Source organism: Teichococcus aerofrigidensis, assembly GCF_054073225.1.
The window spans coordinates 1-23,767 of the sequence record NZ_JBSXMU010000057.1 but is presented as its reverse complement, the minus strand read 5'-3'; the positions used below and the strand labels follow the sequence as shown (position 1 = coordinate 23,767).

The 23,767-nt window shown below is 71.3% G+C and carries 22 protein-coding genes, 1 tRNA gene and 1 pseudogene; 8 read left to right on the top strand and 16 right to left on the bottom strand.

The genetic code is table 11. The features are described from left to right. Window positions 1-78 precede the first annotated feature (78 nt). The 7 genes from ACVMLK_RS13040 to ACVMLK_RS13010 form a co-directional block, all read right to left on the bottom strand. Window positions 79-1,497 (bottom strand): amidohydrolase family protein, encoded by a 1,419-nt coding sequence (locus ACVMLK_RS13040; protein ID WP_457486625.1) that lies wholly within the window; start codon window positions 1,495-1,497, stop codon window positions 79-81. Next, window positions 1,481-2,338, bottom strand: a complete 858-nt coding sequence (locus ACVMLK_RS13035) for an ABC transporter substrate-binding protein (protein ID WP_198367905.1) — start codon at window positions 2,336-2,338, stop codon at window positions 1,481-1,483. Before ACVMLK_RS13035 ends, ACVMLK_RS13040 begins: the two co-directional genes overlap by 17 nt. A 63-nt stretch (window positions 2,339-2,401) precedes the next feature. Next, the gene (locus ACVMLK_RS13030; RefSeq protein WP_457486624.1) at window positions 2,402-3,280 is read right to left on the bottom strand and encodes a polysaccharide deacetylase family protein; all 879 of its coding nucleotides are present in this window, start codon (window positions 3,278-3,280) and stop codon (window positions 2,402-2,404) included. After that, a complete protein-coding gene (locus tag ACVMLK_RS13025; RefSeq protein ID WP_457486623.1) occupies window positions 3,273-4,097 on the bottom strand; it encodes an ABC transporter substrate-binding protein in 825 nt (274 codons plus the stop codon). The genes ACVMLK_RS13030 and ACVMLK_RS13025 overlap by 8 nt, the downstream gene beginning before the upstream one ends. Window positions 4,098-4,109: 12 nt before the next feature. Continuing rightward, window positions 4,110-4,901: an amino acid ABC transporter ATP-binding protein gene (locus tag ACVMLK_RS13020; protein WP_457486622.1), complete on the bottom strand. Its 792-nt coding sequence runs from the start codon at window positions 4,899-4,901 to the stop codon at window positions 4,110-4,112. Next, entirely contained in the window at window positions 4,898-5,749 is an 852-nt protein-coding gene (locus ACVMLK_RS13015; protein WP_198367909.1) for an amino acid ABC transporter permease, read from the bottom strand. Before ACVMLK_RS13015 ends, ACVMLK_RS13020 begins: the two co-directional genes overlap by 4 nt. A 4-nt stretch (window positions 5,750-5,753) precedes the next feature. Beyond that, window positions 5,754-6,707, bottom strand: coding sequence for an N-carbamoyl-D-amino-acid hydrolase (locus ACVMLK_RS13010; RefSeq protein ID WP_457486621.1), 954 nt, complete (start codon window positions 6,705-6,707; stop codon window positions 5,754-5,756). 269 nt (window positions 6,708-6,976) lie between these two features. On the opposite strand from ACVMLK_RS13010, the gene cysS reads away from it, so the two are divergent. Then, window positions 6,977-8,410 carry a cysteine--tRNA ligase gene (gene cysS, locus ACVMLK_RS13005; protein ID WP_457486620.1) on the top strand — a complete coding sequence of 478 codons (1,434 nt, stop codon included), beginning with the start codon at window positions 6,977-6,979 and terminating at the stop codon, window positions 8,408-8,410. A 27-nt stretch (window positions 8,411-8,437) separates the two neighbouring features. On the opposite strand, the gene ACVMLK_RS13000 is transcribed toward cysS, so the two are convergent. Continuing rightward, window positions 8,438-9,418 carry a sulfite oxidase heme-binding subunit YedZ gene (locus tag ACVMLK_RS13000; RefSeq protein WP_457486619.1) on the bottom strand — a complete coding sequence of 327 codons (981 nt, stop codon included), beginning with the start codon at window positions 9,416-9,418 and terminating at the stop codon, window positions 8,438-8,440. A gap of 201 nt (window positions 9,419-9,619) precedes the next feature. Between ACVMLK_RS13000 and copM the strand changes: the two genes are divergently transcribed. The 3 genes from copM (at window position 9,620) to ACVMLK_RS12985 (ending at window position 12,549) form a co-directional block, all read left to right on the top strand. Next, window positions 9,620-9,988, top strand: coding sequence for a CopM family metallochaperone (copM, locus tag ACVMLK_RS12995; RefSeq protein ID WP_232477405.1), 369 nt, complete (start codon window positions 9,620-9,622; stop codon window positions 9,986-9,988). 73 nt (window positions 9,989-10,061) lie between these two features. Further along, entirely contained in the window at window positions 10,062-10,895 is an 834-nt protein-coding gene (locus tag ACVMLK_RS12990; RefSeq protein WP_457486618.1) for an RNA methyltransferase, read from the top strand. A gap of 52 nt (window positions 10,896-10,947) precedes the next feature. Next, a complete protein-coding gene (locus ACVMLK_RS12985) occupies window positions 10,948-12,549 on the top strand; it encodes an ABC transporter substrate-binding protein (RefSeq protein WP_457486617.1) in 1,602 nt (533 codons plus the stop codon). A gap of 36 nt (window positions 12,550-12,585) precedes the next feature. Here the strand turns inward: ACVMLK_RS12985 and ACVMLK_RS12980 are convergent, their stop codons facing one another. From ACVMLK_RS12980 to ACVMLK_RS12970, 3 genes are all read right to left on the bottom strand, one after another. Continuing rightward, window positions 12,586-12,774 carry a hypothetical protein gene (locus ACVMLK_RS12980; protein WP_198367915.1) on the bottom strand — a complete coding sequence of 63 codons (189 nt, stop codon included), beginning with the start codon at window positions 12,772-12,774 and terminating at the stop codon, window positions 12,586-12,588. 10 nt (window positions 12,775-12,784) lie between these two features. Beyond that, complete coding sequence (gorA, locus tag ACVMLK_RS12975; protein WP_457486616.1) at window positions 12,785-14,146, bottom strand: glutathione-disulfide reductase; 1,362 nt, start codon at window positions 14,144-14,146, stop codon at window positions 12,785-12,787. A gap of 144 nt (window positions 14,147-14,290) precedes the next feature. Beyond that, a complete protein-coding gene (locus tag ACVMLK_RS12970; protein WP_422923616.1) occupies window positions 14,291-15,769 on the bottom strand; it encodes an NAD-dependent succinate-semialdehyde dehydrogenase in 1,479 nt (492 codons plus the stop codon). A gap of 194 nt (window positions 15,770-15,963) precedes the next feature. On the opposite strand from ACVMLK_RS12970, the gene ACVMLK_RS12965 reads away from it, so the two are divergent. Continuing rightward, window positions 15,964-16,116 (top strand): DUF3309 family protein, encoded by a 153-nt coding sequence (locus tag ACVMLK_RS12965; protein WP_198367917.1) that lies wholly within the window; start codon window positions 15,964-15,966, stop codon window positions 16,114-16,116. A 24-nt stretch (window positions 16,117-16,140) separates the two neighbouring features. Here the strand turns inward: ACVMLK_RS12965 and ACVMLK_RS12960 are convergent, their stop codons facing one another. From ACVMLK_RS12960 to glmU, 3 genes and pseudogenes are all read right to left on the bottom strand, one after another. Continuing rightward, window positions 16,141-16,569 carry a hypothetical protein gene (locus tag ACVMLK_RS12960; protein WP_422923614.1) on the bottom strand — a complete coding sequence of 143 codons (429 nt, stop codon included), beginning with the start codon at window positions 16,567-16,569 and terminating at the stop codon, window positions 16,141-16,143. Window positions 16,570-16,721: 152 nt separating this feature from the next. Beyond that, window positions 16,722-18,555: pseudogene (gene glmS / locus ACVMLK_RS12955) on the bottom strand (glutamine--fructose-6-phosphate transaminase (isomerizing)). Beyond that, window positions 18,555-19,877 carry a bifunctional UDP-N-acetylglucosamine diphosphorylase/glucosamine-1-phosphate N-acetyltransferase GlmU gene (gene glmU, locus ACVMLK_RS12950; RefSeq protein ID WP_422923610.1) on the bottom strand — a complete coding sequence of 441 codons (1,323 nt, stop codon included), beginning with the start codon at window positions 19,875-19,877 and terminating at the stop codon, window positions 18,555-18,557. The pseudogene glmS and the gene glmU overlap by 1 nt, the downstream one beginning before the upstream one ends. Before the next feature lie 90 nt (window positions 19,878-19,967). On the opposite strand from glmU, the gene ACVMLK_RS12945 reads away from it, so the two are divergent. Next, entirely contained in the window at window positions 19,968-20,618 is a 651-nt protein-coding gene (locus ACVMLK_RS12945; protein ID WP_457486615.1) for an HAD-IA family hydrolase, read from the top strand. Here the strand turns inward: ACVMLK_RS12945 and ACVMLK_RS12940 are convergent. Further along, a complete protein-coding gene (locus ACVMLK_RS12940; RefSeq protein WP_232477406.1) occupies window positions 20,604-21,389 on the bottom strand; it encodes a DUF3108 domain-containing protein in 786 nt (261 codons plus the stop codon). The genes ACVMLK_RS12945 and ACVMLK_RS12940 overlap by 15 nt on opposite strands. A 98-nt stretch (window positions 21,390-21,487) precedes the next feature. Here ACVMLK_RS12940 and ACVMLK_RS12935 point away from each other — a divergent pair. Both ACVMLK_RS12935 and ACVMLK_RS12930 read left to right on the top strand, forming a co-directional pair. After that, window positions 21,488-21,562 (top strand) — tRNA-Val (locus ACVMLK_RS12935). A gap of 136 nt (window positions 21,563-21,698) precedes the next feature. Beyond that, a complete protein-coding gene (locus tag ACVMLK_RS12930) occupies window positions 21,699-22,637 on the top strand; it encodes a hypothetical protein (protein ID WP_457486614.1) in 939 nt (312 codons plus the stop codon). A 120-nt stretch (window positions 22,638-22,757) separates the two neighbouring features. Here the strand turns inward: ACVMLK_RS12930 and ACVMLK_RS12925 are convergent, their stop codons facing one another. After that, window positions 22,758-23,243, bottom strand: coding sequence for an EF-hand domain-containing protein (locus ACVMLK_RS12925; RefSeq protein WP_457486613.1), 486 nt, complete (start codon window positions 23,241-23,243; stop codon window positions 22,758-22,760). Window positions 23,244-23,767: the final 524 nt, after the last annotated feature.

Here is a 23,767-nt window from a genome sequence, read left to right as displayed (position 1 = left end):
GTCCAGCACCCGCCGCGGGGGGGGGGGGGGGGGCGGGGGGGGGGGGGCCGGGCGGGGGGGGGGGGGGGGGGGCGCCTCTCACAGGTCGAGCCAGGGCAGCTCCTCGCGCGGGCGCGCCAGGTCGGGGTTCTGCGCGATCATGCGTTCCCAGACCCGCCGCGTGACCGACTGCGCCTCGCGCAGCAGGGCGGGCTCATCCACCGTCAGAACCCGGCCGTCGCGCAGGATGAAGTCGCCATCGACCATCACGGAGCGGACGGTGCCGGGGTGACCGTAATGGACGATGTTCGAGACCAGCCGCACGACGGGCCGCATCGCCGGCGTGTTCAGGTCGATGAAGGTCAGGTCGGCCTTCTTGCCGGCCTCGATGCTGCCGATCTCCGACGCGGCGCCGAGGCTGGCGGCGGCGTCGCGCGTCACGGCATCGAGGATCGTCTGCGGCCCCGGCAGCACGCCGCCTTCCCGCTCCCGGCCCCGGCCGGTGCGATGCAGAATCGAGCCGATGCTCATGGCCTGGAACATGTCCTCGGTCATGTTGTCCGTGCCGATGGCGACACGCACGCCGGCGTCACGGATCAGGCCGAGCAGGGCGGGATGCATGCCGCGCCGGCGCGAGATGCTGGCCGGGGTGTGCGCCATGGTCACGCCGCGCGCGGCGAGCAGCCCGATATCCTCCGGCGTGCAGAAGGTCCAGTGCGCCGCCGTCAGATCGTGGCCGAGAAATCCCTCGCGGTCCAGATAGGCGGCGGAGGTGGTGCCGCGCGCCGCCTTCACCGCCGCCACCTCGCCCGGGCTCTGCGACAGATGCACGGTGCGCGTCAGCCCGTGCCGGGCCGCGAGATCCAGCAGCTTGCGCAGCATGGCGGGCGAGCAGTTGTCCGGCGCATGCGCCGCCAACTGGCAGCGCACGCGGTCGCCGTGGCTGCCATGCAGCGCCTCGATCATCGCCTCGGCGCGGTCGAGGAACTGCGCGCCGAAGGCCGGGTCCTCGCGGTAGTCGCCGTGGCGGATCCGGCGCGTGTCGATGTCGGCGCAGCTTTCCGAGAGCCACAGCCGGAGGCCGGTCGCCGCCATGGCCTCCGCATAGGAGGCGACGTGCCGGAAGGGATCGACCAGCGTCGTCGTGCCGCTGCGGATCGCCTCCAGGCAGCCGAGCGCCGCCATGACCGAGCGCTCCTCGCCCGACATGGTGTAGGAGACGGGCGACATGTAGCCGTAGATCATGTCGCCGTCCCAGTCCTCCACCGTGCCCCGCAGCACGGTCAGGACGGTGTGGGTATGGGCGTTGACCAGGCCGGGAAGCACGGCCAGCCCCCGCGCGTCGATGCGCTCGGCGCCGGGATGCGCGGCCTCCAGCGCCTCGGCGGGCGCCACGGCGGCGATGCGCGCGCCGCGCAGCAGAATGGCCTGGCCCGCCAGCACGCGGCGCTCCGCGTCGCAGGTGACGATCGCCGCGCCGGTGATCAGCCTCTCCATCGGCTCAGTTCTCGCCGGCATCGATGCTGATCCGCTGCAGGGCCTGGCGCTCCAGGCCGTGCTTCCTCAGGATCTCCAGATAGGTGCCGTTGGCCACCAGGCGCTGCAGCGACGCCGCCACGGCATCGCGCAGGTCGGTGGTGTCCTTCGGGAAGGCCATGCCGGAGAGGTTGCGGGTGATCGGCTCGCCCACCTCGACGAAGGCGCCCGGATTGAGCTGGCGCAGGTAGACGACATATTCGGCGCCGAGGATGGCGCCTTCCGCGCGTCCCTGCTGCAGGTCCGTGCGCGAGGCGGCGGCGCCTTCCGTGCCGATCACCTGCATGGCCGGCCTGCCGGCGGCGACGCAGTTCCTCTCGCTCCAGGCCTGGGCCGAGGGGAAGTAGTTGGTGGTGCGCGGCGTCGCCACGCTGCGGCCGCAGAAGTCGGTGGCCTTCTCCGCGCCCTTCCGTTGGGCCGCCGTGGTGAAGATCTGCGCGCCGGTGCTGACGTAATCGACGAAGCTCAGCCGCTCGCGCCGCGCCGGAAGGTCGGTCATCGAGCTGCCGCTGAAATCGACGCGGCCGGTGGTGATGGCCGGAATGAGCTGGGCGAAGGCCATCTCCTCCCAGCGGATCTCGACGCCGAGATCCTTGCCGATGGCGGTGACGAGATCGACGTTCACGCCACGCCGCTCATTCGTCGCCGGGTCCTTGTAGGCCATCGGCGGATAGGTGGCCTCGATGCCGACGCGGAGATAGCCCTGCTGGCGGAAGCGCTCGGGCAGGGACGCCTCCTGCGCCGCCGCGGATCTCGCGGCCGGAACGGCGGCGACCAGGCAGGCCAGGACCGCGACGGCCAGGTGACGGAGCGGACGGGACATGCAACCTCCATGAAAAAGGCCGGATGAAAAAGGCCGGGGCGCCGTGCCCCGGCCCATCGACGCTCAGCCGGCCCGCGCCTCGCAGGCGGCGAAGTGGTCGGCGATCTCCCCGCCCGTCGCGATCCAGACATCGCCGCAGGATCGGGCATAATCGAGGAAATGGCGCAGCAGCCGGAGGCGCATCGGCCGGCCGCTGCATTGCGGATGCAGCACGGTGGTGACCATGCCGCCCCAGTCGCGGATCTCGTCCAGCTCATCCTGCCAGATCGACAGCACCGCCTCGCGCGGCTGGATGGTGTGGCGGCTGTAGCGATGCGACAGGCCGAGCAGCCAGTCGTCATAGCAGGCCGTCACCGGCAGCTCGATCAGGCCGGGCGTGCCATCGTCGAGCAGGTGGCGATAGGGCCGGACATCGTCGCGGAAGGACGAGGTGTAGAGCAGGCCGCGCCGCTTCAGCAGCACGCGAAGCTCCTCGCAGAACTCCCCGGAGGGCGCGCGGTAGCCGCGCGGCACCACGCCGAGGCGCCGCTTCAGCACCTCCAATCCGCGCTCCACCTCCTCCGCCAGCATCGGATCGCCCGGCTTCGGCATCAGATGGTGGAAGCCGTGGTGGCCGATCTCGTGCCCCTCGGTCAGGATCGCCTCGCACATCGCCGGATGCGCCTCGACCGACCAGCCGGTGATGAAGAAGGTCGCCTTCAGCCCCTGCTGGCGCAACAGCTCCAGCAGCTTGCGCGTGCCGACGCGGGCCTCGTAGCCGCCGAAGGACATGGTGACGAGCTCGCCGTAGCGAGCGGGGTCGTTGCCGGTCCAGGCCGTCTCGGCATCCACGTCGAAGGAGAGGAACATGGCCGCGCGATGGCCGCCGGGCCAGGGGAATTCCGGCGCCAGGGGCGCGCGGTTGGCGGGCGCCAGCGGCACCCGCTCGGCCGGTTCACTCACCGCCATTGACCTGGATTTCCGGGATGGCGCTGGGCGTGAGCTGCCACTTGGCCAGCAGCCTCGCATAGGTGCCATCGGCCATCAGCGCCTTCAGCCCCTCGACCAGGGCCTGCTGCAGCTGCGTCTCCTCCTTGCCGGTGGCGATGCCCATCAGCGTGTAGCGCACCGGCTCGCCGATCGGCGCATAGGTGTTGGGCTCCTGCCCCATGATGTAGGGCAGCGTCTCGCCCCCCTGCATGGCGGCATCGATGCGGCCCTGGCGAAGCTGGGTGCGCGCATCGGCCGAGCCCTCGGTCGGCACATAGACGATGGCGGGCCTGCCCTTGCCCTCGCACTCGGCCTCGCTGAAGGCCTTGATGTCGTTCGGCAGCGCCGTGCGCCGGCTGGCGCCGACGCGCTTGCCGCAGAGCGCCTGCGGCTCCGGGAACTCGGCGGCGCGGCTGTGCTGGGTGAAGAACTGGCTGCCGGAGCGGAGATAGTCGATGAAGGTGGCCGTCTCCTGCCGGCTCTTCAGGTCCGACATGCCGGAGAGGATGATGTCGACCCGGCCGGTGCGCACCGAGGCCAGCATCTGGTCGAAGCTGGTCTCCTGCCACTGCATCCTGACGCCGAGCTTCTCGGCCAGGGCCTGGCCCAGCTCGACGTCGAAGCCGGTCAGCTCGTTGGTCTGCGGGTCGCGCAGATCGAGCGGCGGGTAGTTCGGCACGATGGCGGCGACGATCGCCCCGCGCGAGGTGATGCGCGCGGGCAGCTCCGCCGCCTGCGCGGCGGCGAGAGGCGTCAGCATGGTGGCGGCGAGCGCCAGAGCCTTGAGCATCGTGGATGTCCTTCAGGAGAGAACGGCGGAGAGGAAGGCCTTCAGCCTGTCCTCGCGGGGATTGGCGAGCACCTCGGCGGCGGGGCCGGATTCGACGATGGCGCCGCGGTCCATGAAGACCACGCGGTCACCCACCTCACGGGCGAAGCCGAGCTCGTGCGTCACCACGATCATGGTCATGCCGGTGGCCGCCAGCTCCTTCATCGCCGCCAGCACCTCGCCCACCAGCTCGGGGTCGAGGGCGCTGGTCGGCTCGTCGAAGAGCATCAGCTTCGGCTTCATGGCCAGCGCGCGGGCGATGGCGACGCGCTGCTGCTGCCCGCCCGAGAGCTGCGCCGGATAGTTGCCGGCCTTGTCGGCCAGGCCGACGCGCTCCAGCAGCGCCTCCGCCTCGCGCACCGCCTCGGCGCGGTTGCGGCCCTGCACCTGCACCGGGCCCTCGATGACGTTCTCGAGTGCGGTCATGTGCGGGAAGAGATTGAAGCGCTGGAAGACCATGCCGGTCTTGAGACGCTGCCGCGCGACCTCCTTCTCGGAAAGGCTGTGCAGCCTGTTCCCCGCGATGCGCCAGCCGGTCAGCTCGCCATCGACCCAGATGGCGCCGCTGTCGATGGTGACGAGCTGGTTGACGCAGCGCAGCAGCGTCGTCTTGCCGGAGCCCGAGGCGCCGATGATGCAGACCACCTCGCCGGCCCGGACGTCGAGGGAGACGCCGTCGAGCGCCTGGAAGTCGCCAAACTTCTTGCGCACATCGACGATCGAGACCAAGGGGGGTGAGACCGGAGAAGCGGGTTGCGCGCTCATCGGCCACCTCCCGTGCCGCGCGCGAAGCGGCGTTCGAGCAGCATCTGCAGCGGCGTCAGGATCGAGACGACGACGAGGTACCAGATGGCGGCGACGATCAGCAGCTCGATGACGCGGGAATTGGCGTAGTAGATGTTCTGCGCCGCGTGCAGGATCTCGGCGAACTGGATGACGCTGGCGAGCGAGGTCAGCTTCACCATGCCGATGAACTCGTTGCCGAGTGGCGGGATGACGACGCGCATGGCCTGCGGGAAGACGATGCGGCGCAGCGCCTTCATCCGCGTCATGCCGATCGCCTTGGCCGCCTCGTATTGCCCGGCATCGACCGAGAGCATGCCGGCGCGGATCACCTCGGAGGTATAGGCCCCCTGGTTGATGCCGAGGCCGAGAAAGGCGGCCAGCGCCGGCGTCATGACATCGACGGTCCGCATCGACCAGTCGCCGAAGCCGAGCGTCGGGAAGATCAGCGCGATGTTGAACCAGAGCAGCAGCTGCAGGATCACCGGCGTGCCGCGGAACAGCCAAGCGTAGCCCATGGCCACGCCCTGCAACACGGGGTTTGGCGACATCCGCATCACCGCGGCGGTGACGCCGAGGAGGATGCCGAGGCCCATGGCGGCGAAGGTCATCCAGATGGTGTTGACCAGCCCGGTCATGATCGCCGGCGCGGTCAGGAAGCGGCCGACGAAGTCCCATTCGATCTGGCCGACGGCGAAGGCGCGCGCCAGCCCGGCCAGCAGCAGCACAATGACGGCGACGGCCAGCCAGCGCCCCCAGTGCCGGTCCGGCACATGGGTGAAATGCGCGATGTCGGGCAGGGCCGGGGAAGAGTGGGGTGCCGCGCTCATCCGCTCAGCCGGCCTTGCGCGGCGGCGCGATGGCGCCCTTCTGCGAGGAGATCAGCCCATAGGCCTCGGGGCGGCGGTGCATCTCGAAGTTGAACATCTTGGTCTTGCCCTGCAGGCAGAGGTCGAGGTCGCACTCCGCGACGACCACCTCGTCGGCCAGCGTCCGCGTCTCGGCGACGATGCGGCCGTTCGGATCGACGATGCAGGAGCCCCCGATCAGCCCCGAGCCGTCCTCCTCGCCGGCCTTGGCCACCGCCACCGCCCAGCACGCGTTCATATAGGCGTTGGCCTGCGCGGCGAGCTGCGAATGGAAGGTGCGCAGGCCCTGATCCTCGGTCTCGCCGCCGTTCGGATCGTAGGCCGCGGAGTTGTAGCCGACGAGCATCATCTCCATGCCCTGCAAGGCATAGACGCGCCAGGCCTCGGGCCAGCGGCGGTCGTTGCAGACCAGCATGCCGAGCACCGGCTCCCCCCAGCCTTCCGGCCCCCGGAAGGCCGGGAAGCCGAGGTCGCCATACTCGAAGTAGCGCTTCTCGAGCTGCTGGAACCGCGCGCCCTCGCGCGGCTCGACCGAGCCCGGCAGGTGCATCTTGCGGTACTTGGCCAGGATCGTCCCGTCCGGCCCGACGGTGACGGCGCTGTTGAAGCGCTTCCCCTCCGGGGTCTTCTCGGCATAGCCGATATAGAAGCCGACACCGAGCTCGCGCGCCCTGTCGAACAGCGGCTGGGTTTCCGGCCCGGGCAACGCCGCCTCGTAGTAGGGATCGAGCGCCGCCTCATCGAGCAGCCAGCGCGGGAAGAAGGTGGTGAAGGCCAGTTCCGGGAACACCACCAGCTGGGCGCCCTCCGCCGCCGCGCGTTCCAGCAGGGCGATCAGCCGGCCCAGGGTCTGCGAACGGGGATCGGCCTTCTGGGTCGGCCCCATCTGGGCGGCGGCGACGCGGAGAATTCGGGGCATGCTCGGGACCTTCAGCTTGGGGCCGCCGCTCAGGGGGCGGGACGGAGAATGCGAGGGCCATTCTGTCGCACAGAAATCAGGCAGCGCAATTGATCCGTCTATAAGAAATCGCGGCTTATCATAAAGGTTCCTTATGATATGGCGCGAAGACAGGCATAGAGGTCCCTGATCCGCCTGTGCGGGGAGGCCCGGCTGAAATGGTTGACGGGACCGGGCGATCTGTCACACCTCGCCAGCTTGTGCCGACAACCAGCCGACAAGGCAGCGTGATGACCGAACTGGCCTTCCACAATAGCGCCACGCGCCGGCGGGAGCCGTTCCTCCCGATCGATCCGCAGCATGTGCGCCTCTATGTGTGCGGGCCGACGGTCTATGACCTGGCGCATCTCGGCAATGCCCGGCCGGTCGTGGTCTTCGACGTGCTGGCCCGGCTGCTTCGCCGCCGCTACCCCCGCGTCACCTATGTCCGCAACATCACCGACGTGGACGACAAGATCAACGCCCGCAGCCAGGAGAGCGGCGAGCCGATCGCGGCCATCACCGCCCGCACCACGGCCGATTTCCACCGCGACATGGCCGCCCTCGGCTGCCTGCCGCCGGATGAGGAGCCGCGCGCCACCGACAATATCGGCGCCATGATCGCGCTGATCGAGCGGCTCATCGCCAATGGGCATGCCTATGCGGCGGAGGGCCATGTGCTCTTCTCGGTGTCGAGCTTCGCCGATTACGGCCGCCTCTCCGGCCGCAGCACGGAGGAGCTGCTGGCCGGGGCGCGGGTCGAGGTCGCGCCCTACAAGCGCGAGCCGGGCGATTTCGTGCTGTGGAAGCCCTCGGAGGAGGCCCAGCCGGGCTGGGACAGCCCCTGGGGCCGGGGCCGGCCGGGCTGGCACATCGAATGCTCGGCCATGTCCTGGCGTTATCTCGGTCCCGATTTCGACATCCATGGCGGCGGCCACGACCTGCTCTTCCCGCATCACGAGAACGAGGTGGCGCAGTCGCTCTGCGCCTTTCCCGGCTCACGCTTCGCGCACACCTGGCTGCACAACGGCATGCTGCTGGTCGATGGCGAGAAGATGTCCAAGTCGCTCGGCAACTTCCTCACCGTCCGCGACATCCTGGCGCATGGCCCCTGGGCCGGCGAGGCCTTCAGGCTGCTGCTGCTCAAGACGCACTACCGCGCCGCCCTCGACTACACCACCGAGCGGCTGGAGGAGGCCAAGGCCGAGCTGGACGATTTCTACGCCCTGCTGGCACGCGATCTGCCGGCCGCGGAGGAGGGCGACGCCCTGGTGTCGGAGATGGCGGACTGGGCTTTGGAGCCGCTGGCCGACGATCTCAACACCCCCCTCGCCCTGACCCGCCTGCGCGACCTGCGCACGCTGGAGAATGTCGCCACGGTCGGCGGCTCGGCGGCCTCGGTGCTGCACCGGATCGGCCGCAACTGGCAGCCGGGGTCCGGACAGGCGGCGGCGGCGCTGCGGCGGGCCGCCGCCGTGCTCGGCCTGCTGGGCGGCGATCCGCGCGCCTGGCGCCAGGGTGGCGACGATGCCGAGGCCGGGGAGATCGAGACCGCCATCGCCGCCCGCCTCGCGGCGCGGCAGGCCAGGGACTGGGCGGCGGCCGACCGCATCCGCGCCGAACTCGCGGCGCGCGGCATCGTGCTGGAGGACGGACCGGGCGGCACCACCTGGCGCCGCGCCTGAGGCCACCGACGGGCGGCCGACGGGGCCTCAGGCTTCGGGCTGGCGCCGGGCGGCGGAGCGCCGTGCCGGCGCCTCGCCCGCCAGGCGCTCGCGGAGCAGCCGGGCGGCCCGCAGCCCCAGCATCCCCAGCCCGGCCAGGCCGACCCAGACCGCCGGACGAGGGCCGAAGGCGAGATCGAGATTGGCCAGCAGTACCGGCCCCGGCGGCACGCCCGAGGCCACCGCGTACCACCCCGCTTCCAGCAGCGCCGTTGCCAGGGCCGCGGCCAGGGCGAGCAGCAGCAGGCGCCCCGGCCCCGGCGCGCCCTGCCGGGATGCCCCGGACCTCGAGGGCGCCAGAGGCCTTGAGGGCACCGGGGACCTTGAGAGCGCCGGGCCCGGCCTCAGCAGGCGATAGCCCATCAGCCAGAGAAAGAGGCCGCTCATCAGAATGGCCTCGGTCACGTCGATCTTCGATTGCAGGGCGAAATGCACCAGCGCGAGGACAGCGATGCCATAGACGGCACGGTGCAGCGCCTGCCAGCGGCGCCCGCCCAGCCGCCGCACCCATCCGTCGGTGGAGGTGGCGCCCAGCACGGCCAGGCCCAGCAGGGCGAGGAAGCCGATGGTGAGATAGACGCGGAGCGCGATCTCGGAGGCGATGCGCGGCAGGTCCCATTGCAGATCCAGCGCGTAGAGCAGCAGGTGCAGCAGAGCATAGGCCAGGGCGCCGAGGCCGAGCATCCGCCGCACCAGCATCGCCTCCGGCCAGCGCAGCAATTGCCGCAGCGGCGTCACCAGCAGGGAGATGAGCAGGATCCGCACCGCCCAGAGGCCCGTGCTGTGGATCGCCTCCATGATCGGCCGGCCGCCCAGCGCCCCTTGTCCGGCCTGCGCCGCCAGCCACAGGCCGGGCAGGAAGAGGCTCGCCAGGACCATGGCCTTCAGCGCCGAGAAGCGGCCCTGGCGGTCGCGCCATGGCCAGGGGAAGGTCCGCCTCGGCGGCGGCGCCGTGATCTGCCGGGTCATGCCGCCTCCGTCCCTGCGCAGGGCGCATGTGGGGGCGTCGGCGCCCCGCGCCAGTCCAAAAGTTGTGGCAAGGGCGCCACGGCGTCTTGCCTTCCCCCCGTGTCAGGGTGACACCACGGGCGCGGCGCCACGCGCCACCCCCTTTCCGCCGCGCCTCCTGCCGGCGGGACTTCGCTTCTCCCAGACCGGAGGCACGACATCATGCCCCTCTGCATGCCCTTCTGCGCTTCCCTGCGACTCGCCGCCCTCGCCGGCCTGCTCCTCGCCGCGACGCCCGCCTGGGCCCAGCATGCCCAGCATGGCGCGGCCTCCGCCGCCTCCCCCTCCACCGCCGAGTTCCAGGCCGCCAGCCAGCGCATGCACAAGGCGATGGACATTCCGCTGACCGGCGACCCCGATCGCGACTTCGCCGCCGCCATGATCCCGCACCACCAGGGCGCCATCGACATGGCCCGCATCCAGCTTAAATATGGCAAGGACCCGGTGCTGCGGCAGATGGCGCAGGAGATCATCGAGGCGCAGGAGAAGGAGATCAGCATGCTGAAGACCTTCCTGCAGCCGGGGCGCTGAGCCCCTTTCCTTGCGGCGCGGCCCGGTTTATCGGGGCCGCACCGCAACCGGGACCCCCGAGGATGACCCTGCCATGACCGGCCGCGAGGGCGGCGCCGACCTGAAGCCGCTGCCGGGCGAGAGCCCGATCGTCGTGCTGGTGCGCCCGCAGCTCGCCGAGAACATCGGCACGACGGCGCGGGCCATGGCCAATGGCGGGCTGTTCCACCTGCGGCTGGTGGCGCCGCGCGATGGCTGGCCGCAGGAGCGTGCCTGGTTCGCCTCCTCCGGCGCCGACCGCATCCTCGACGCCGCCACGGTGCACGGCACCCTGGCCGAGGCCTTGTCCGACTGCCACCGCGTCTTCGCCACCTGCCCCCGGCCGCGCCATATCGTGGCGCCGCTGCGCACCGCCCGCGCCGCCGCCGAGGACCTGGTGGAGATCTGCCGCGGCCGCGGCCTGCGCAGCGCCGTGCTCTTCGGCCCCGAGCGCACCGGCCTCGACAATGACGACATGGCGCATGCCGATACCTGGGTGCGCTATCCCCTGAACCCGGACCACATGTCGCTGAACCTGGCGCAGGCCGTGATGATCCTGGCCTATGAGTGGTGGAACGCCGCCGAGGACCGCACGCCACCGCGCCAGCTCGTCACCAACGAGACCCGCGTGGCGACGAAGGGGGAGCTGGAGGGCCTGCTCGGCCGCCTCACCGCCGAGCTGGATGCCTGTGGTTTCCTCGACAACCGGGAGAAGCGGCCGGGCATGGTGCGGAACCTGCGCCACTGGTTCGAACGGGGCGAGGTGACCGAGCAGGAGTTGCGCACCCTGCATGGCGTCGTCACGGAACTGTCCCGCGGGCGGATGCGGCGCGGCCGGCCGGCGCCGGAGGACCCGCCGCCGCCCTGGGCGGAGCCGCCTCTCGCTTGACCTCCGGTCGGGCCGCTGCCTAGCCTCCCTGTCAAAATCGGGAGGAACCATCATGCGGCGTCGCTCGCTTCTGCAGGGGGCCGGCCTGGGCGGCCTCGCCCTCACCCTGCCCTCGCTTGGCGCGCCCGCCCTGGCCCAGGGCAGCCGCGCCAGTACCCTGCGCTTCGTGCCCCAGGCGAATCTGACGGCGCTGGATCCGATCTGGACCTCGGCCATCGTCACCCAGATGCATGGCTACCACGTCTATGACACGCTCTACGCCGTCAATGGCGCGCAGGAGCCGCAGCCGCAGATGGCCGAGGGCCACACGGTCTCGGACGACCGGCGCGTCTGGCGCATCCGTCTGCGCGAGGGGCTGCGCTTCCACGACGGCGAGCCGGTGCGGGCGCAGGATTGCGCCGCCAGCCTGGCGCGCTGGGCCAAGCGCGATCCCTTCGGCCAGTTGCTGGGCAAGGTGGTGGAGCGCTGGGGCGCGGCGGATGACCGCACGGTGGAGATCCGGCTGACCAGGCCCTTCCCCATGCTGCTCGACGCCATCGCCAAGCCCGATGCCAATGTCGCCTTCATCATGCCCGAGCGGCTGGCCCGGACCGATGCCAACACGCAGATCGCCGAGGTCATCGGCTCCGGCCCCTTCCGCTTCCGTCCCGGGGAGTTCGTCAGCGGCAGCCGAGCCGTCTACGAGAAGTTCGATGGCTATGTCCCGCGGTCCGAGGCGGCGGACTGGGCCAGCGGCGGCAAGGTGGCACATTTCGCCCGTGTCGAATGGCACATCATGCCGGATGCGGCGACCGCAGCCGCGGCGCTGCAATCGGGTGAGGTGGACTGGGTCGAGCAGCCGCTGAACGACCTGCTGCCGACCCTTCAGCGCGCCCGCAACCTCCGGCTCGACACCCTCTTCCCCACCGGCTCCCTGAGCCTGATGCGGCTGAACCACCTGCATCCGCCCTTCAACGACCTGAAGACGCGGCAGGCCGTCGCCCTGGCGGTCAAGCAGGCGGACTACATGCAGGTGACGATCGGCGAGGACCGCTCGCTCTGGCGGGAATGCCGCAGCCTCTTCCCCTGCGGCACGCCCTATGGCACCGAGGATCTCTCGGAACTGGCGCGGCCCCCGCGCGACCTGGCGCGCGCCAAGGCGCGGCTCGCGGAATCCGGCTATTCCGGCCAGCCGGTGGTGATCATCAACCCGACCGACTTCCCGCTGATCGGGCCGCACGGCCAGCTCACCGCCAGCGTGCTGCAGGATCTGGGCATGACGGTCGACCTACGGGACTCCGACTGGGGCACGGTGGTGCAGCGGCGCGTCAGCCAGGAACCCGTCGAGAAGGGCGGCTGGAGCATCTTCCACACCTACGGCTCGGCGATGGCCTATGCCAATCCGGGCGCTTCCTCCCTGGTCAAGGGCACCGGACGGCAGGGCTGGTTCGGCTGGTACGAGAACCCGGCCATCGAGGCCATGATCCAGGAATGGCTCGACGCGCCGGACGCCGACCGCCGCAAGACGGTGGCCGACCAGATCAACAAGCTGGCGCAGGACGACGTCGCCACCATCCCGCTCGGCCAGTTCGTCACGCGCACGGCCTATCGCAGCGACCTGAGCGGCTTCGTCAAGGGCAGCATGCCCTATTCCTGGGGCGTCCGGCGCGGCTGAGCGCCGCGCCCTCGGGGCCGGAAGCCGATCGCGCTCTCAGGGCAGCCTGTGCCCGATCGGGGCGCGATCGACCCGCCAGGATTGCGGCCAGTAGCCCGCCTTCTCGGTCCAGGCGAGGCCGAGCGCCACGGCCAGGACCACCAGCATCACCACCGCCTTGCGCCGCGCCGGCGGGCGCCGGAGCAGCTGGCCGATGAAGACGGTCAGCCGCAGCAGCGGCCCCATGGCGCCGGCCTCAGCCGCCGACGCGGCGCGTCATCGTCCGCATCGTGACGAATTCCTCGGCCGCCGTCGGATGGATGCCGACGGTGCGGTCGAAATCCTCCTTGGTCGCGCCAGCGACGATGGCCACCGCGATGCCCTGCATGATCTCGGCCGCGTCCTCGCCCAGCATATGCGCGCCGAGCACACGGCGGGTCCGCTCGGCCACGACGAGCTTCATCAGGGTCCGGCGCGGCTGGCGGCTGATGGTGTGGCGCATCGGCGTGAAGCGGGCGATGTAGATCTCGGCCGGTCCCAGCCGCGCCGCGGCCTCCTCGGTCAGCCCCACCATGGCGGCGGGTGGCGAGGTGAAGACAGCGGTGGGCACATTCTGGATGCTGGCCCGCCGCGGGGTCTTTCCGAACAGCGTATCGGCCAGGGCATGGCCGATGGCGGTCGCCACCGGCGTCAGGTTGAGCTGGTCGGTGACATCGCCGATAGCGAAGATATGCGGCTGGGTCGTCGCCTGATCGGCGGTGACCGGAATGCAGCCCGAGCGGCCGGTCTCGATGCCGGCCTTCTCCAACCCCAGCCCCGAGGTGTTGGGCAGGCGCCCGACGGCGAGCTTCACCTGGTCCGCCACCAGGCTCAGCCCCTGCCGCGTGATCAGCCGGATGCCGCCCTCCGCGCGCTCCAGCGCGGCCATCTCCTGGCCGGGGTGCAGGCGGATGCCCTGGTTGATCAGCGCCTCGGCCATGGCCTCCCGCAGATCCTCGTCGAAGCCCCGCAGCGGCAGCGGCTGACGGTAGACCAGATCGACCTCGGCCCCGAGGCCGCGGAGCAGGCTGGCGAATTCCAGCGCGATATAGCCGCCGCCGGCAACGATGACCCGCCGTGGCAGGGCCTTCAGGGAGAAGAGGTCGTCCGAGAGCAGGCCCAGCTCGGCGCCGGGGATCTCGGGGCGCATCGGCTTGCCGCCGACGGCGATGACAATGCGCTCGGCGGTGACGCGCCGCCCGCCCACCTCCAGCGTATGGGGGTCGATGAAGGTGGCGCGGGCGTCGAAGCGCGTGACGCCGGCATTGCCGAGCAGGCGCTCGTAGATGCCATTCAGGCGGGCCACCTCGGCATCGCGCGCGGCGGCGAGCTTCGCCCAGTCATGCGGGCCCCGCACCGTCTCCCAGCCGAAAGCCGCCGCCTCCTCGGCCCATTGCCCGTACTCGGCGGCATGCACCATGATCTTCTTGGGCACGCAGCCGACATTGACGCAGGTGCCGCCCCAGAAGCGCTCCTCGGCCACCGCGACCCTCGCGCCATGGCCGGCGGCGATCCGGGCGCAGCGCACGCCGCCCGACCCCCCGCCGATGACGAAAAGGTCGAAGTCATACTGGCTCATTGGCGGGCGCCCTCGTCATTGCTGCGATCCACCGGCAAGAAGGGGCGCCGGGAGGGCGGCGTCAAGAAGCGGAAGCGCGGGCGCCTGCCCCGCCTCCGCCGCATGCCCTGGAAACGGGGCCCCGCCGCGGGGCCCCGCCTCGCCTCAGCTGCCGATGCCGCCGAGCGCCAGGTACTTCATCTCCAGATATTCCTCGATGCCGTGGCTCGACCCCTCGCGGCCGAGGCCCGACTGCTTGAAGCCGCCGAAGGGCGCCTCGGCGGTGGAGATGATCCCCTCATTGATGCCGACGATGCCGTATTCCAGCGCCTCCGCCACCCGGAAGACGCGCCCGACATCGCGGGAGTAGAAATAGGCCGCGAGGCCGAACTCCGTGTCGTTGGCGAGCTTCACCGCCTCCTCCTCCGTCTTGAAGCGGAAGAGCGGGGCGACGGGGCCGAAGGTCTCCTCGCGGAAGATCACGGCGTCATGCGGCACATCGGCCAGCACGGTGGGCTGGAAGAAGTTGCCGCCGCGCGCATCGGGCTTGCCGCCCGTCACCACCTTGGCGCCCTTGGCCAGCGCGTCGGCGATATGCGCCTCCACCTTCTTCACCGCGTCGCCGTTGATCAGCGGGCCCTGGGTGACGCCCTCCTCCATGCCATTGCCGACCTTCAGCTTCTGCACGGCCGCCTTCAGCTTCTCGGCGAAGGCGTCATAGACCCCTTCCTGCACCAGGATGCGGTTGGCGCAGACGCAGGTCTGTCCGGTGTTGCGGTACTTGGAGGCCATGGCCCCCTTCACCGCCTCGTCCAGGTCGGCGTCGTCGAAGACGATGAAGGGCGCGTTGCCGCCCAGCTCCATCGAGGTCTTCTTGATGGTCGCGGCGCACTGCTCCAGCAGCACGCGGCCGACCTCGGTCGAGCCGGTGAAGGAGAGCTTGCGCACCAGCGGATTGCCGGTCAGCTCCTTGCCGGTGGCGGAGGACGGGCCGGTGACGATGTTGCACACGCCCTTGGGCATGCCGGCGCGCTCGGCCAGCACGCCGATGGCCAGCGCCGAGAACGGGGTCTGGCTGGCCGGGCGGATGACGCCGGTGCAGCCCGCCGCCCAGCCGGGGCCCGCCTTGCGGGTGATCATGGCGGAGGGGAAGTTCCAGGGCGTGATGGCGGCGAAGACGCCGATCGGCTCCTTGGTGACGAGGATGCGGCGACCCTTGGCGTTCTGCGGGATGGTCTCGCCATTCACCCGGCGCGCCTCCTCGGCGAACCAGTCGATGAAGCTGGCGGAATAGACCACCTCGCCCTTCGATTCCGCCAGCGGCTTGCCCTGCTCGGCGGTCATGATGGCGGCGAGGTCGTCCGAATTGGCCAGCATCAGCGCCGCCAGCTTCTTCAGGATGGCGGCGCGCTCGCTGGCCAGCATGGCGCGCCAGGCCGGCCAGGCGGCGTTCGCGGCCTCGATGGCGCGGCGCGTCTCGGCCTGGCCCATGGCGGGCACGGTGCCGACGAGTTCGCCATTGGCGGGGTTGCGGACCTCCAGCGTCTTGCCGCTCTCGGCCTGCACCCAGGCGCCATCAATGAGATTGGCCTGCCGCAGCAGATCGGGATCCTTGAGGGGCAGCTTGGCGACAGCATCCAGCATGGCGGACTTCCTTCCTGATCGATGTCTTGGGCGCGGGAGACCGCGCGGGCATCGGCGGAGAAGTTAGGCATGCCCGAAGGCGCTGTCAGCCCGCCTCGCCACGCTTTCGCGCCAGGGCGCCTGCAACAGAACGGTCATGCTGGCGTTCAGCCGGAACCGGGGGCATTCGGCCCGCGGCACAGACGGAGGATGCCATGGGCCTGATTCTGCTGATTATCGTGATCCTGCTGCTGGTCGGTGCCCTGCCCCGCTGGGGCTACAGCAGCGGCTGGGGCTATGGCCCTTCCGGCGGCCTCGGCCTTATTCTGCTGATCCTCATCGTGCTGCTGCTGATGGGCCGGATCTGACCCCGCGGCGGGGCCGGCCACGGGTCAGGCGGCACCCGTGGCCGGCAGCCGCGTCACCGCCAGGTCGAAGGCCTCCATCACGCTTCCGGCCCTGAGCGCCTGGGCGATCCGCCGCGCGGTCAGCAGGCGGGGGCCGGAGCGCTCCATCACGATGGCCGCCCAGATGGCGACCCCGAGCCCCACCAGGGGCGCCAGATGCAGATGCAGCAGCGCCACCAGGATGCCGCCATGGACGGGCGCCAGCCAGGCGGTCACGACCACGGTAAGCGCGGCGATGGTGAGACCGACCGCCAGCGTCAGATCCAGACGGGCCAGCCGGCAGGCGGCGGTCACTTCCTGGCGCAGCCGGGGCAGCGCGACCCGCAGCGGATCATCGACCATCGGCGCCGCGCCACGGCTCGCAAGATATCGTCGCGCCAGAAGCTCGGCCTGGGCGGAGTCTTTTCGGGACATCGGCCGGGGCATGGGCCATCTCCACTCGCGGGTAGCATCGCGGTCTGCGTCTGCTGCAACGCAGCATAAGACTGCCCCCTCGGCGCTGCCAAGCGCCGCGATCCGCTGCCCGCGCGGATCATCCGCGCGGACGGGATATCCGTTCCGCCGTTCTACTCAACCGTCACCGCCTTGGCGAGGTTGCGCGGCTGGTCCACGTCCGTCCCCTTGAGCACCGCGACATGATAGGCCAGCAACTGCACCGGGATGGCGTGCAGGATGGGCGCGACGAAGGGGTCGACCGCCGGCACGACCACCACCCGCTCGGCGAAGCGCGACAGGGCGGGCGCGCCGGCGGCGTCGGTGAAGGCCATGATGCGGCCGCCGCGCGCCGCCGCCTCCTGCAGGTTGGAGGCGGTCTTCTCGAACAGCGGGCCGGAGGGGCAGAGGGCGATGACGGGTACGCTGTCGTCGATCAGGGCGATGGGGCCGTGCTTCATCTCGCCGGCGGCATAGCCCTCGGCATGGATGTAGGAGAGTTCCTTGAGCTTCAGCGCGCCTTCCATGGCGATCGGGTAGAGACTGCCGCGGCCGAGGAAGAGCACATCCCGCGCCTGCGCCACCTCGCGCGCCAGCTCCTGGATCTCCGCGCCATCCTCCAGCAGGGCGGCAGCATGGCCCGGCACCTCGAGCAGGGCGGCGGTCAGCCGGGCCTCCTCCCCGGCGCTCAGCGTGCCCCGCGCCCGGCCGAACCCCAGCGCCAGGCTGGCCAGCACGGCGAGCTGCGCGGTGAAGGCCTTGGTGGAGGCGACGCCGATCTCGGGCCCGGCCACCGTCAGCACCGTGCCGTCGCTCTCCCGCGCCATGCTGCTCTCGCCGACATTGACCACCGAGAGCACGCGCTGGCCGCGCGCCTTGAGCAGGCGCAGGGCCGCCAGGGTGTCGGCGGTCTCGCCGCTCTGGCTGACCAGCAGCGCCCCGCCCCCCGCCGGCAGCGGCGGATCGCGGTAGCGCAGCTCGCTGGCGATGTCGGAATCGACCGGGATGCGCGACAGCTCCTCCAGCCAGTAGCGCCCGACCTGGGCCGCCAGATAGGCCGATCCGCAGGCCGACAGGGTCAGCTTGGGCAGCGCCACCGGGTCGAAGGGCAGGTCCGGAAGGGCGACGGCGCGGCTGGCGGGGTCGATGTACTGGCGCAGCGTGTCGCCCAGCACCACCGGGTGCTCATGCAGCTCCTTCTCCATGAAGTGCCGGTAGTTGCCCTTGCCCACGGCGGCGCCGGAATAGGCGGTGAGCCTGACCGCGCGCTCCACCGGCCGGTCGGCGGCATCGAAGAAGCGGGCCTCCATGTCGGAGAGCACCACCCAGTCGCCCTCCTCCAGATAGGCGACGCGGCGTGTCAGCGGCGCCAGGGCCAGGGCGTCGGAGCCGACATACATCTCGCCCTCGCCATAGCCCACGGCCAGCGGGCTGCCCTGGCGCGCCGCGATCAGCAGGCGCGGATGCCCGGCGAAGACCATGGCCAGGCCGAAGGCGCCGCGGATGCGCTTCAGCGTGGCAGAGACCGCCTGCTCCGGCGAGGCGCCGGCGCGCAGCAGATGATCGAGCAGCTTGGCCACCGTCTCGGTGTCGGTCTCGGTCTCGAAGCCGACGCCCTCCGCCTCCAGCTCGGCGCGCAGCTCGGCGTAGTTCTCGATGATGCCGTTGTGCACGACGGAGACCAGCGGCGTGCCGTGCGGATGCGCGTTGCGCTCGGTCGGCGCGCCATGCGTCGCCCAGCGGGTGTGGCCGATGCCGGTGGTGCCGCCGAGCGGTCGCGCTTCCAGCACGGCGGCGAGGTTGGCGAGCTTGCCCTCGGCGCGGCGCCGCTCGATATGCCCCTCCACCAGCGTGGCGATGCCGGCGCTGTCATAGCCGCGGTACTCCAGGCGGCGCAGCGCCTCCAGCAGGCGCGGGGCCCCCCCCCCCCCCCGCCTCGCGACCCACCAGCCCGACGATGCCGCACATCAGCGCTTCTCCTTGCGGCGGGCCGCGCGGAACGTGGCGGCGGCGCCGGCTTTCTCGGTGGGGCGGGCGCGGCCGAAGGCCATGGCATCGGGCGCCACGTCATGGGTCAGGGTGGAGCCGGCGGCGGCGAAGGCGCCGTCGCCCAGGCGGATCGGCGCCACCAGCGTGGTGTTGGAGCCGACGAAGACGCCCGCCCCGATCTCGGTGCGGTGCTTGGCGAAGCCGTCATAGTTGCAGGTGATGGTCCCGGCGCCGATATTGCTGCCCGCGCCGATTGCGGCATCGCCCAGATAGGCCAGGTGGTTGGCCTTGGCGCCCTCGCCGAGGACGGCGTTCTTCAGCTCGACGAAATTGCCGACATGCGCGCCCTGGCCGACATCGCTGCCGGGCCGCAGGCGGGCGAAGGGGCCGACCACCGCGCCCTGCCGCACCACGCACCCTTCCAGATGGCTGAAGGCGCGGATCTCGACACCGTCCTCCACCGTCACGCCGGGGCCGAAGACCACGTTCGGCCCGATGGTGACGTCCTGGCCGAGCCGCGTGTCATGGCAGAGCACGACGCTCTCCGGCTGGATCAGCGTGGCGCCGCCGGCCATGGCGGCGCGGCGCAGGGCGCCCTGCACCTCGGCCTCGGCGGTGGCCAGCTCGGCGCGGCTGTTGATGCCGCGCAGCTCCGCCTCCGGCGCCTCGACCGCCCGGACGCGCCGGCCCTCGGCGACGGCGAGCGGCACGACGTCGGGCAGGTAGTACTCCCCGGCCCGGTTGTCGTTGCGCACGCCGCCCAGCCAGCGGAAGAGGTCCGCCGCCGGCGCGCAGAGCACCCCGGCGTTGCAGAGGCCGATGCCGCGCTCGGCCTCGGTCGCGTCGGCATACTCGACGATGCGGGCGACATCGCCCGCCGCGTCCTGGACCACCCGCCCGTACCGCGCCGGATCGGCCGGGCGCATGGCCAGCAGCGTCAGGCCCGCTTCGGCCCGCGCGGCGCGCAGCCGCCGCATCGTCTCCGGCGTGATCAGCGGATTGTCGGCGTAGAGCACGGCGACATCGCCGGGGAAATCAGCCAGCAGAGGCGCCGCCTGCAACGCGGCATGGCCGGTGCCGAGACGCTCGGCCTGCACCACCGTGGCATGCGGCGCGGCGGCACGCTCCAGCGCCGCCATCTCCGGCCCGACCACCACCACGATGCGGTCGAACACCGCCTCGCAGGCGGCGATGAGATGGTTGAGCATGGGCCGGCCGGCGATCGGATGCAGCGCCTTGGGAAGGCGGCTCTTCATGCGGGTCCCGAGCCCGGCGGCGAGCAGGATGGCGGCAGCGGTCATGCCGCGCATCTGCCCGGAAAACCGCTTTCCGGGCAAGGAGATCCCGTGTCACATCGCATTGCCGCGCGAAACATGGCAAGAGCGCCGGTCATGCAACGCACCGTGATCTTCGACCTCGACGGCACGCTGGTGGACAGCCTGCCCGACATCCAGGGCAGCCTGAACCGGCTGATGCAGGCGCGTGGCCTCGCGCCCTTCCCGGCCGAGGCCGTGCGGCGCTTCATCGGCGACGGCCTGCGGGTGACGCTGGAGCGCGCCTTCGCTGCCCGCGGCCTGCCCGCCGAGCCCGGCGCCGAGGCCGCCTTCCTGGCCGATTACGAGGCCCGCGCCAGCGAGCGGACCCGCCCCTTCCCCGGCATCCCCGAGGCGCTGGAGCGGCTGGCGGCGGAAGGCTGGACCATGGCGGTCTGCACCAACAAGCCGGAGAAGGCGGCGCGGCTCCTGCTCGAGGCGCTCGGCCTCACGGACCGCTTCGCCGCGCTCGGCGGCGGCGACAGCTTCCCGGTGCGCAAGCCGGACCCGGCGCATGTGCTGGCCACCCTCGAGGCGGCCGGCGGGCGGAGGGACCGCGCGGTGATGGTGGGCGATCACCACAATGACGTCGCCTCCGGCCGGGGCGCCGGCCTGCCCGTCCTGTTCTGCGCCTGGGGCTACGGCCTCCCGGAGATGGCGGACGGGGCCGCCGTGGTGCCGGCGCCCGAGGATCTGCCGGCGGCGCTGGGCCGCCTATTGCCCGGCTGAGCCGGCCAGCGGCGCCGCCTCCAGGAGATAGCCGGTCAGCCGGCCCAGCCAGCGGCCCGGCATCTCGACCCGCACCGGCACGATCGGCGCGCCGGGCCAGGGGCTGGCCATCCAGGCGAGCCCCTCCTGCGGCTCGCGCGCCTCCTGCCCATCCTCGTGGCGGAAGCCGGCGATCTGCCGTCCGGTGAAGCCGCAGCGCACCGCCTCGCCGCTCCAGGCCCCGCCCCAGGGCGCCAGCCGGTCGCGGCCCAGGGTCCGGGCGGCGAGATCGGCCCGGCGGCGGCCGTCGAAGATCGCCACCTGGCCCTCGCAGCGGCCGGTCCGCGCCAGGTTGCGGGTCAGCTGCGCCAGAGCCGTCAGGGAATCGACGGTGTTGTGCCGCAGCCCCGGCGGCACGCTCTCCCGATCGGGCTCCTCCGCCGGCGACAGCCGCAGCAGGGCCGGATGGCCTTCGCGATAGCCGATCTCCACCCGCCGGGCCTCACCGCGCCAGAAGCCGTCGCCGGTGAAGCGGATCGGCCAGGCCTGGTCCCCCGCCCAGACGCCCTCCACGCGATTGGACTGCCGGCCCTGGCTCAGCCAACCCGCCACGCCGGTCAGGCTGAGCCGGCTCTCGATCCGGTAGCGGGCGGGATCATCGAGGGCGAAAATCACCTCGACTCGCATCACCTGCATGCCGGCCGCCTGCACGCCATAGACGGCCCGCAACGGTTCCGCCCGCGCCGGAAGCGTGAGAAGCAGCGGCAATGCGGCGGCGATGGCAAGACGCATGAAGGAGAGATGATGCCGGGACGCGGCGTGTGAAGGGGGGCCTGGAAGGCCTGCTTGACAGCCCCCGCGCCCGCCAGTATTTCCCGCCCCACTTCGATGGGTGCGTAGCTCAGCGGTAGAGCATCGCCTTCACACGGCGGGGGTCACAGGTTCAATCCCTGTCGCACCCACCATCGAAGCCTTCCAGAATCGTGTGAATATCCCGGATCAAGGCCATTTTCGCGGCCCGACTCTCAATTTTTGGCGTTTCTCTTGCGACAGTAGATGGCTTTGGTCATGCTGTGGGCAGTCACAGCCCCCGGGAACGCCATGGCCAGAAATTACATCGAACCGATCCAGAACATCATTGGCACGCCCGCCAGCGAGGAACTCCGCGGCGGCGCGGGTGCCGACTATATCTATGGTGACAATGGAAACGACTATCTGATCGGTTTCGGCGGTGCCAACTTCATCGATGGCGGCCCCGGATTCGACACCGCCGGCTATGCCGACGTCCGCCTCTTCTACACCATCACGGTCACGGGCGGCGTGGTCACCGTCGAGAACGCCATCACCGGTGATCTCGACCGGCTGGTCGGCGTCGAGCAGCTGAACTTCGCCGACCAGGCGGTGGCGCTGGGAACCCTGCCGGACTTCCAGCCGCAGCTCTACCTGGCCTCGAACCCCGATGTCCTGACCATCGGCGAAGGCGTTTCCGCCCTGGCCGCATGGCACTATGGCGAGTTCGGCTTCGCCGAGGGCAGGCCGACGGCCAGCTTCCAGCCCTTCTCCTACATCGCCTCCTATGGCGACCTGATCGCCGCCCTGGGCACCAACCGGGACGCCGGCGTCTATCACTTCGTGTCGGCCGGACATGCCGAGGGCCGCACCGTCAGCTTCGACGGCCTCTCCTACCTCGCCGCCAATGCCGATGTCCTGAACGCGGTCGGCCCGAACGCCGAGAACGGCGCCGTCCACTACATCCAGTTCGGTGCCGGCGAGGGTCGCGCCACGACCTTCAACTGGCTGGAGTACATCGCCTCCTATGGCGACCTGATCACCGTGCTGGGAGCCGATGCGGCAGCGGGCCGGGCGCATTATGCCAGCAACGGCATCGCCGAGGGCCGGGCGCCGGACACCTTCGATGCCGCCGCCTATCTCTCCAAGTATGCCGATCTCCAGGCTGCCTTCGGCACCGACCTGGCCGCGGCGACGCAGCACTTCATCGCCTTTGGCTATGGGGAAGGCCGCTCGGACGACCTCGTCTGAGACGGCCCGGGCGGGGGCGGGGCCCCCCCCCGCCCCCCCCCCCGCCCCACCTCCGTTCCAGGCGGTTCGCGGAACCGCCCGGCATCGAGTGTCAGGAACCGCGCATCCGCACTGCCGGAGCTATCGGTCGCGCTGGGGCCTCTCGCCGCGGCGGGGACCCTGCAACTCCCCCTGCTCCAGCTGACCATCCCCATTCGCATCGGCCGCCCGGAACAGGGCGAGCGTCACGGGACGGACCTCCGCGAGGCTGAGCCGACCGTCGCGATCCGCGTCGGCGGCGCGGAACATGGCCTCCGCCCGCTTCGGCAGGCTGTCGCCGGCCTTCGCCGGACCGGGGCGCGTGGAGGCGGGACGGTGCGCCGCCATGAAAGCCGCGATCTCCCCCCGCTCCAGCTGACCGTCGCCATTCGCATCGGCCTCGGCGAAGCGGGCCGAGAGAAAGTTGAGCGCCTCGGCCTCGCTCACCCGCCCGTTCCGATCGGCATCGGCCTGCTGGAACAGCCTGCCAGCCATCCCCTGGCGGCCCGTCTGCTGCGGCTGCGCCAGAGCCGGCGCGGCCATGATCAACGAGAAGCCAAACAGGGCCAGCGCATGCATGGTTTTCATCTTGGTCCTTTCCCGGCTCGGCCACGTCGTGCGGCCATGACGGGAAAGGTGGGAAGTCCATGTAACGGGCGCGTTGCCGCGGCGCCGGTCCGCGGTGATGAAGTGTGACAGGACTCAGCGCGACGGGCGCGCCGGCCTCGCCGGGTTGCGGCGGGCAGGCGCGGCCCGGACACGGCCGCCACCATCGCCCTGCTCCACCACCGTACGGTTCCTTCGCGCCTGGGCCACCTTCGCCGCCGGCCGGGCACTGGCCAGGACGGGACGGGCCGGGCGGGCGGCCGCCTTGCGGGCGGCCTGCGGGGCCGGTGCCGGCCGGGCGCCGCCGCCTGGAGAGGACGGAAGGCGTGGCGAGGTCTGGTGCTCAGGCGAGGGGCGGTCCGCGCGGCCCGTGCGCCGCGGGCCATCGGGCCGGACCGGGCCTGTCCGGCGCGCCCGTCATGGTCGGCGGGGCGGCCAGGGCGAGGGCGGCCCCGGCCTGGGGCGTGAGCGGCGGCAGGCCGGTCTGCGGCGGCGGATGGCAGGCC

What these genes read in the sequence shown, in the direction of transcription:
- ACVMLK_RS12985 (WP_457486617.1), top strand. Translation starts at nt 10,948, where the DNA reads ATGCGGCGTCGCTCGCTTCTGCAGGGGGCCGGCCTGGGCGGCCTCGCC.
- ACVMLK_RS12960 (WP_422923614.1), bottom strand. Translation starts at nt 16,569, where the DNA reads ATGTCCCGAAAAGACTCCGCCCAGGCCGAGCTTCTGGCGCGACGATAT.
- ACVMLK_RS12925 (WP_457486613.1), bottom strand. Translation starts at nt 23,243, where the DNA reads ATGAAAACCATGCATGCGCTGGCCCTGTTTGGCTTCTCGTTGATCATG.
- ACVMLK_RS12945 (WP_457486615.1), top strand. Translation starts at nt 19,968, where the DNA reads ATGCAACGCACCGTGATCTTCGACCTCGACGGCACGCTGGTGGACAGC.
- ACVMLK_RS13015 (WP_198367909.1), bottom strand. Translation starts at nt 5,749, where the DNA reads ATGAGCGCGGCACCCCACTCTTCCCCGGCCCTGCCCGACATCGCGCAT.
- gorA (WP_457486616.1), bottom strand. Translation starts at nt 14,146, where the DNA reads ATGAGCCAGTATGACTTCGACCTTTTCGTCATCGGCGGGGGGTCGGGC.
- ACVMLK_RS13010 (WP_457486621.1), bottom strand. Translation starts at nt 6,707, where the DNA reads ATGCCCCGAATTCTCCGCGTCGCCGCCGCCCAGATGGGGCCGACCCAG.
- copM (WP_232477405.1), top strand. Translation starts at nt 9,620, where the DNA reads ATGCCCCTCTGCATGCCCTTCTGCGCTTCCCTGCGACTCGCCGCCCTC.
- ACVMLK_RS12940 (WP_232477406.1), bottom strand. Translation starts at nt 21,389, where the DNA reads ATGCGTCTTGCCATCGCCGCCGCATTGCCGCTGCTTCTCACGCTTCCG.
- glmU (WP_422923610.1), bottom strand. Translation starts at nt 19,877, where the DNA reads ATGACCGCTGCCGCCATCCTGCTCGCCGCCGGGCTCGGGACCCGCATG.
- ACVMLK_RS12965 (WP_198367917.1), top strand. Translation starts at nt 15,964, where the DNA reads ATGGGCCTGATTCTGCTGATTATCGTGATCCTGCTGCTGGTCGGTGCC.
- ACVMLK_RS12930 (WP_457486614.1), top strand. Translation starts at nt 21,699, where the DNA reads ATGGCCAGAAATTACATCGAACCGATCCAGAACATCATTGGCACGCCC.
- ACVMLK_RS13020 (WP_457486622.1), bottom strand. Translation starts at nt 4,901, where the DNA reads ATGAGCGCGCAACCCGCTTCTCCGGTCTCACCCCCCTTGGTCTCGATC.
- ACVMLK_RS13040 (WP_457486625.1), bottom strand. Translation starts at nt 1,497, where the DNA reads ATGCCGGCGAGAACTGAGCCGATGGAGAGGCTGATCACCGGCGCGGCG.
- cysS (WP_457486620.1), top strand. Translation starts at nt 6,977, where the DNA reads ATGACCGAACTGGCCTTCCACAATAGCGCCACGCGCCGGCGGGAGCCG.
- ACVMLK_RS13025 (WP_457486623.1), bottom strand. Translation starts at nt 4,097, where the DNA reads ATGCTCAAGGCTCTGGCGCTCGCCGCCACCATGCTGACGCCTCTCGCC.
- ACVMLK_RS12970 (WP_422923616.1), bottom strand. Translation starts at nt 15,769, where the DNA reads ATGCTGGATGCTGTCGCCAAGCTGCCCCTCAAGGATCCCGATCTGCTG.
- ACVMLK_RS13000 (WP_457486619.1), bottom strand. Translation starts at nt 9,418, where the DNA reads ATGACCCGGCAGATCACGGCGCCGCCGCCGAGGCGGACCTTCCCCTGG.
- ACVMLK_RS13035 (WP_198367905.1), bottom strand. Translation starts at nt 2,338, where the DNA reads ATGTCCCGTCCGCTCCGTCACCTGGCCGTCGCGGTCCTGGCCTGCCTG.
- ACVMLK_RS12980 (WP_198367915.1), bottom strand. Translation starts at nt 12,774, where the DNA reads ATGGGGCCGCTGCTGCGGCTGACCGTCTTCATCGGCCAGCTGCTCCGG.
- ACVMLK_RS12990 (WP_457486618.1), top strand. Translation starts at nt 10,062, where the DNA reads ATGACCGGCCGCGAGGGCGGCGCCGACCTGAAGCCGCTGCCGGGCGAG.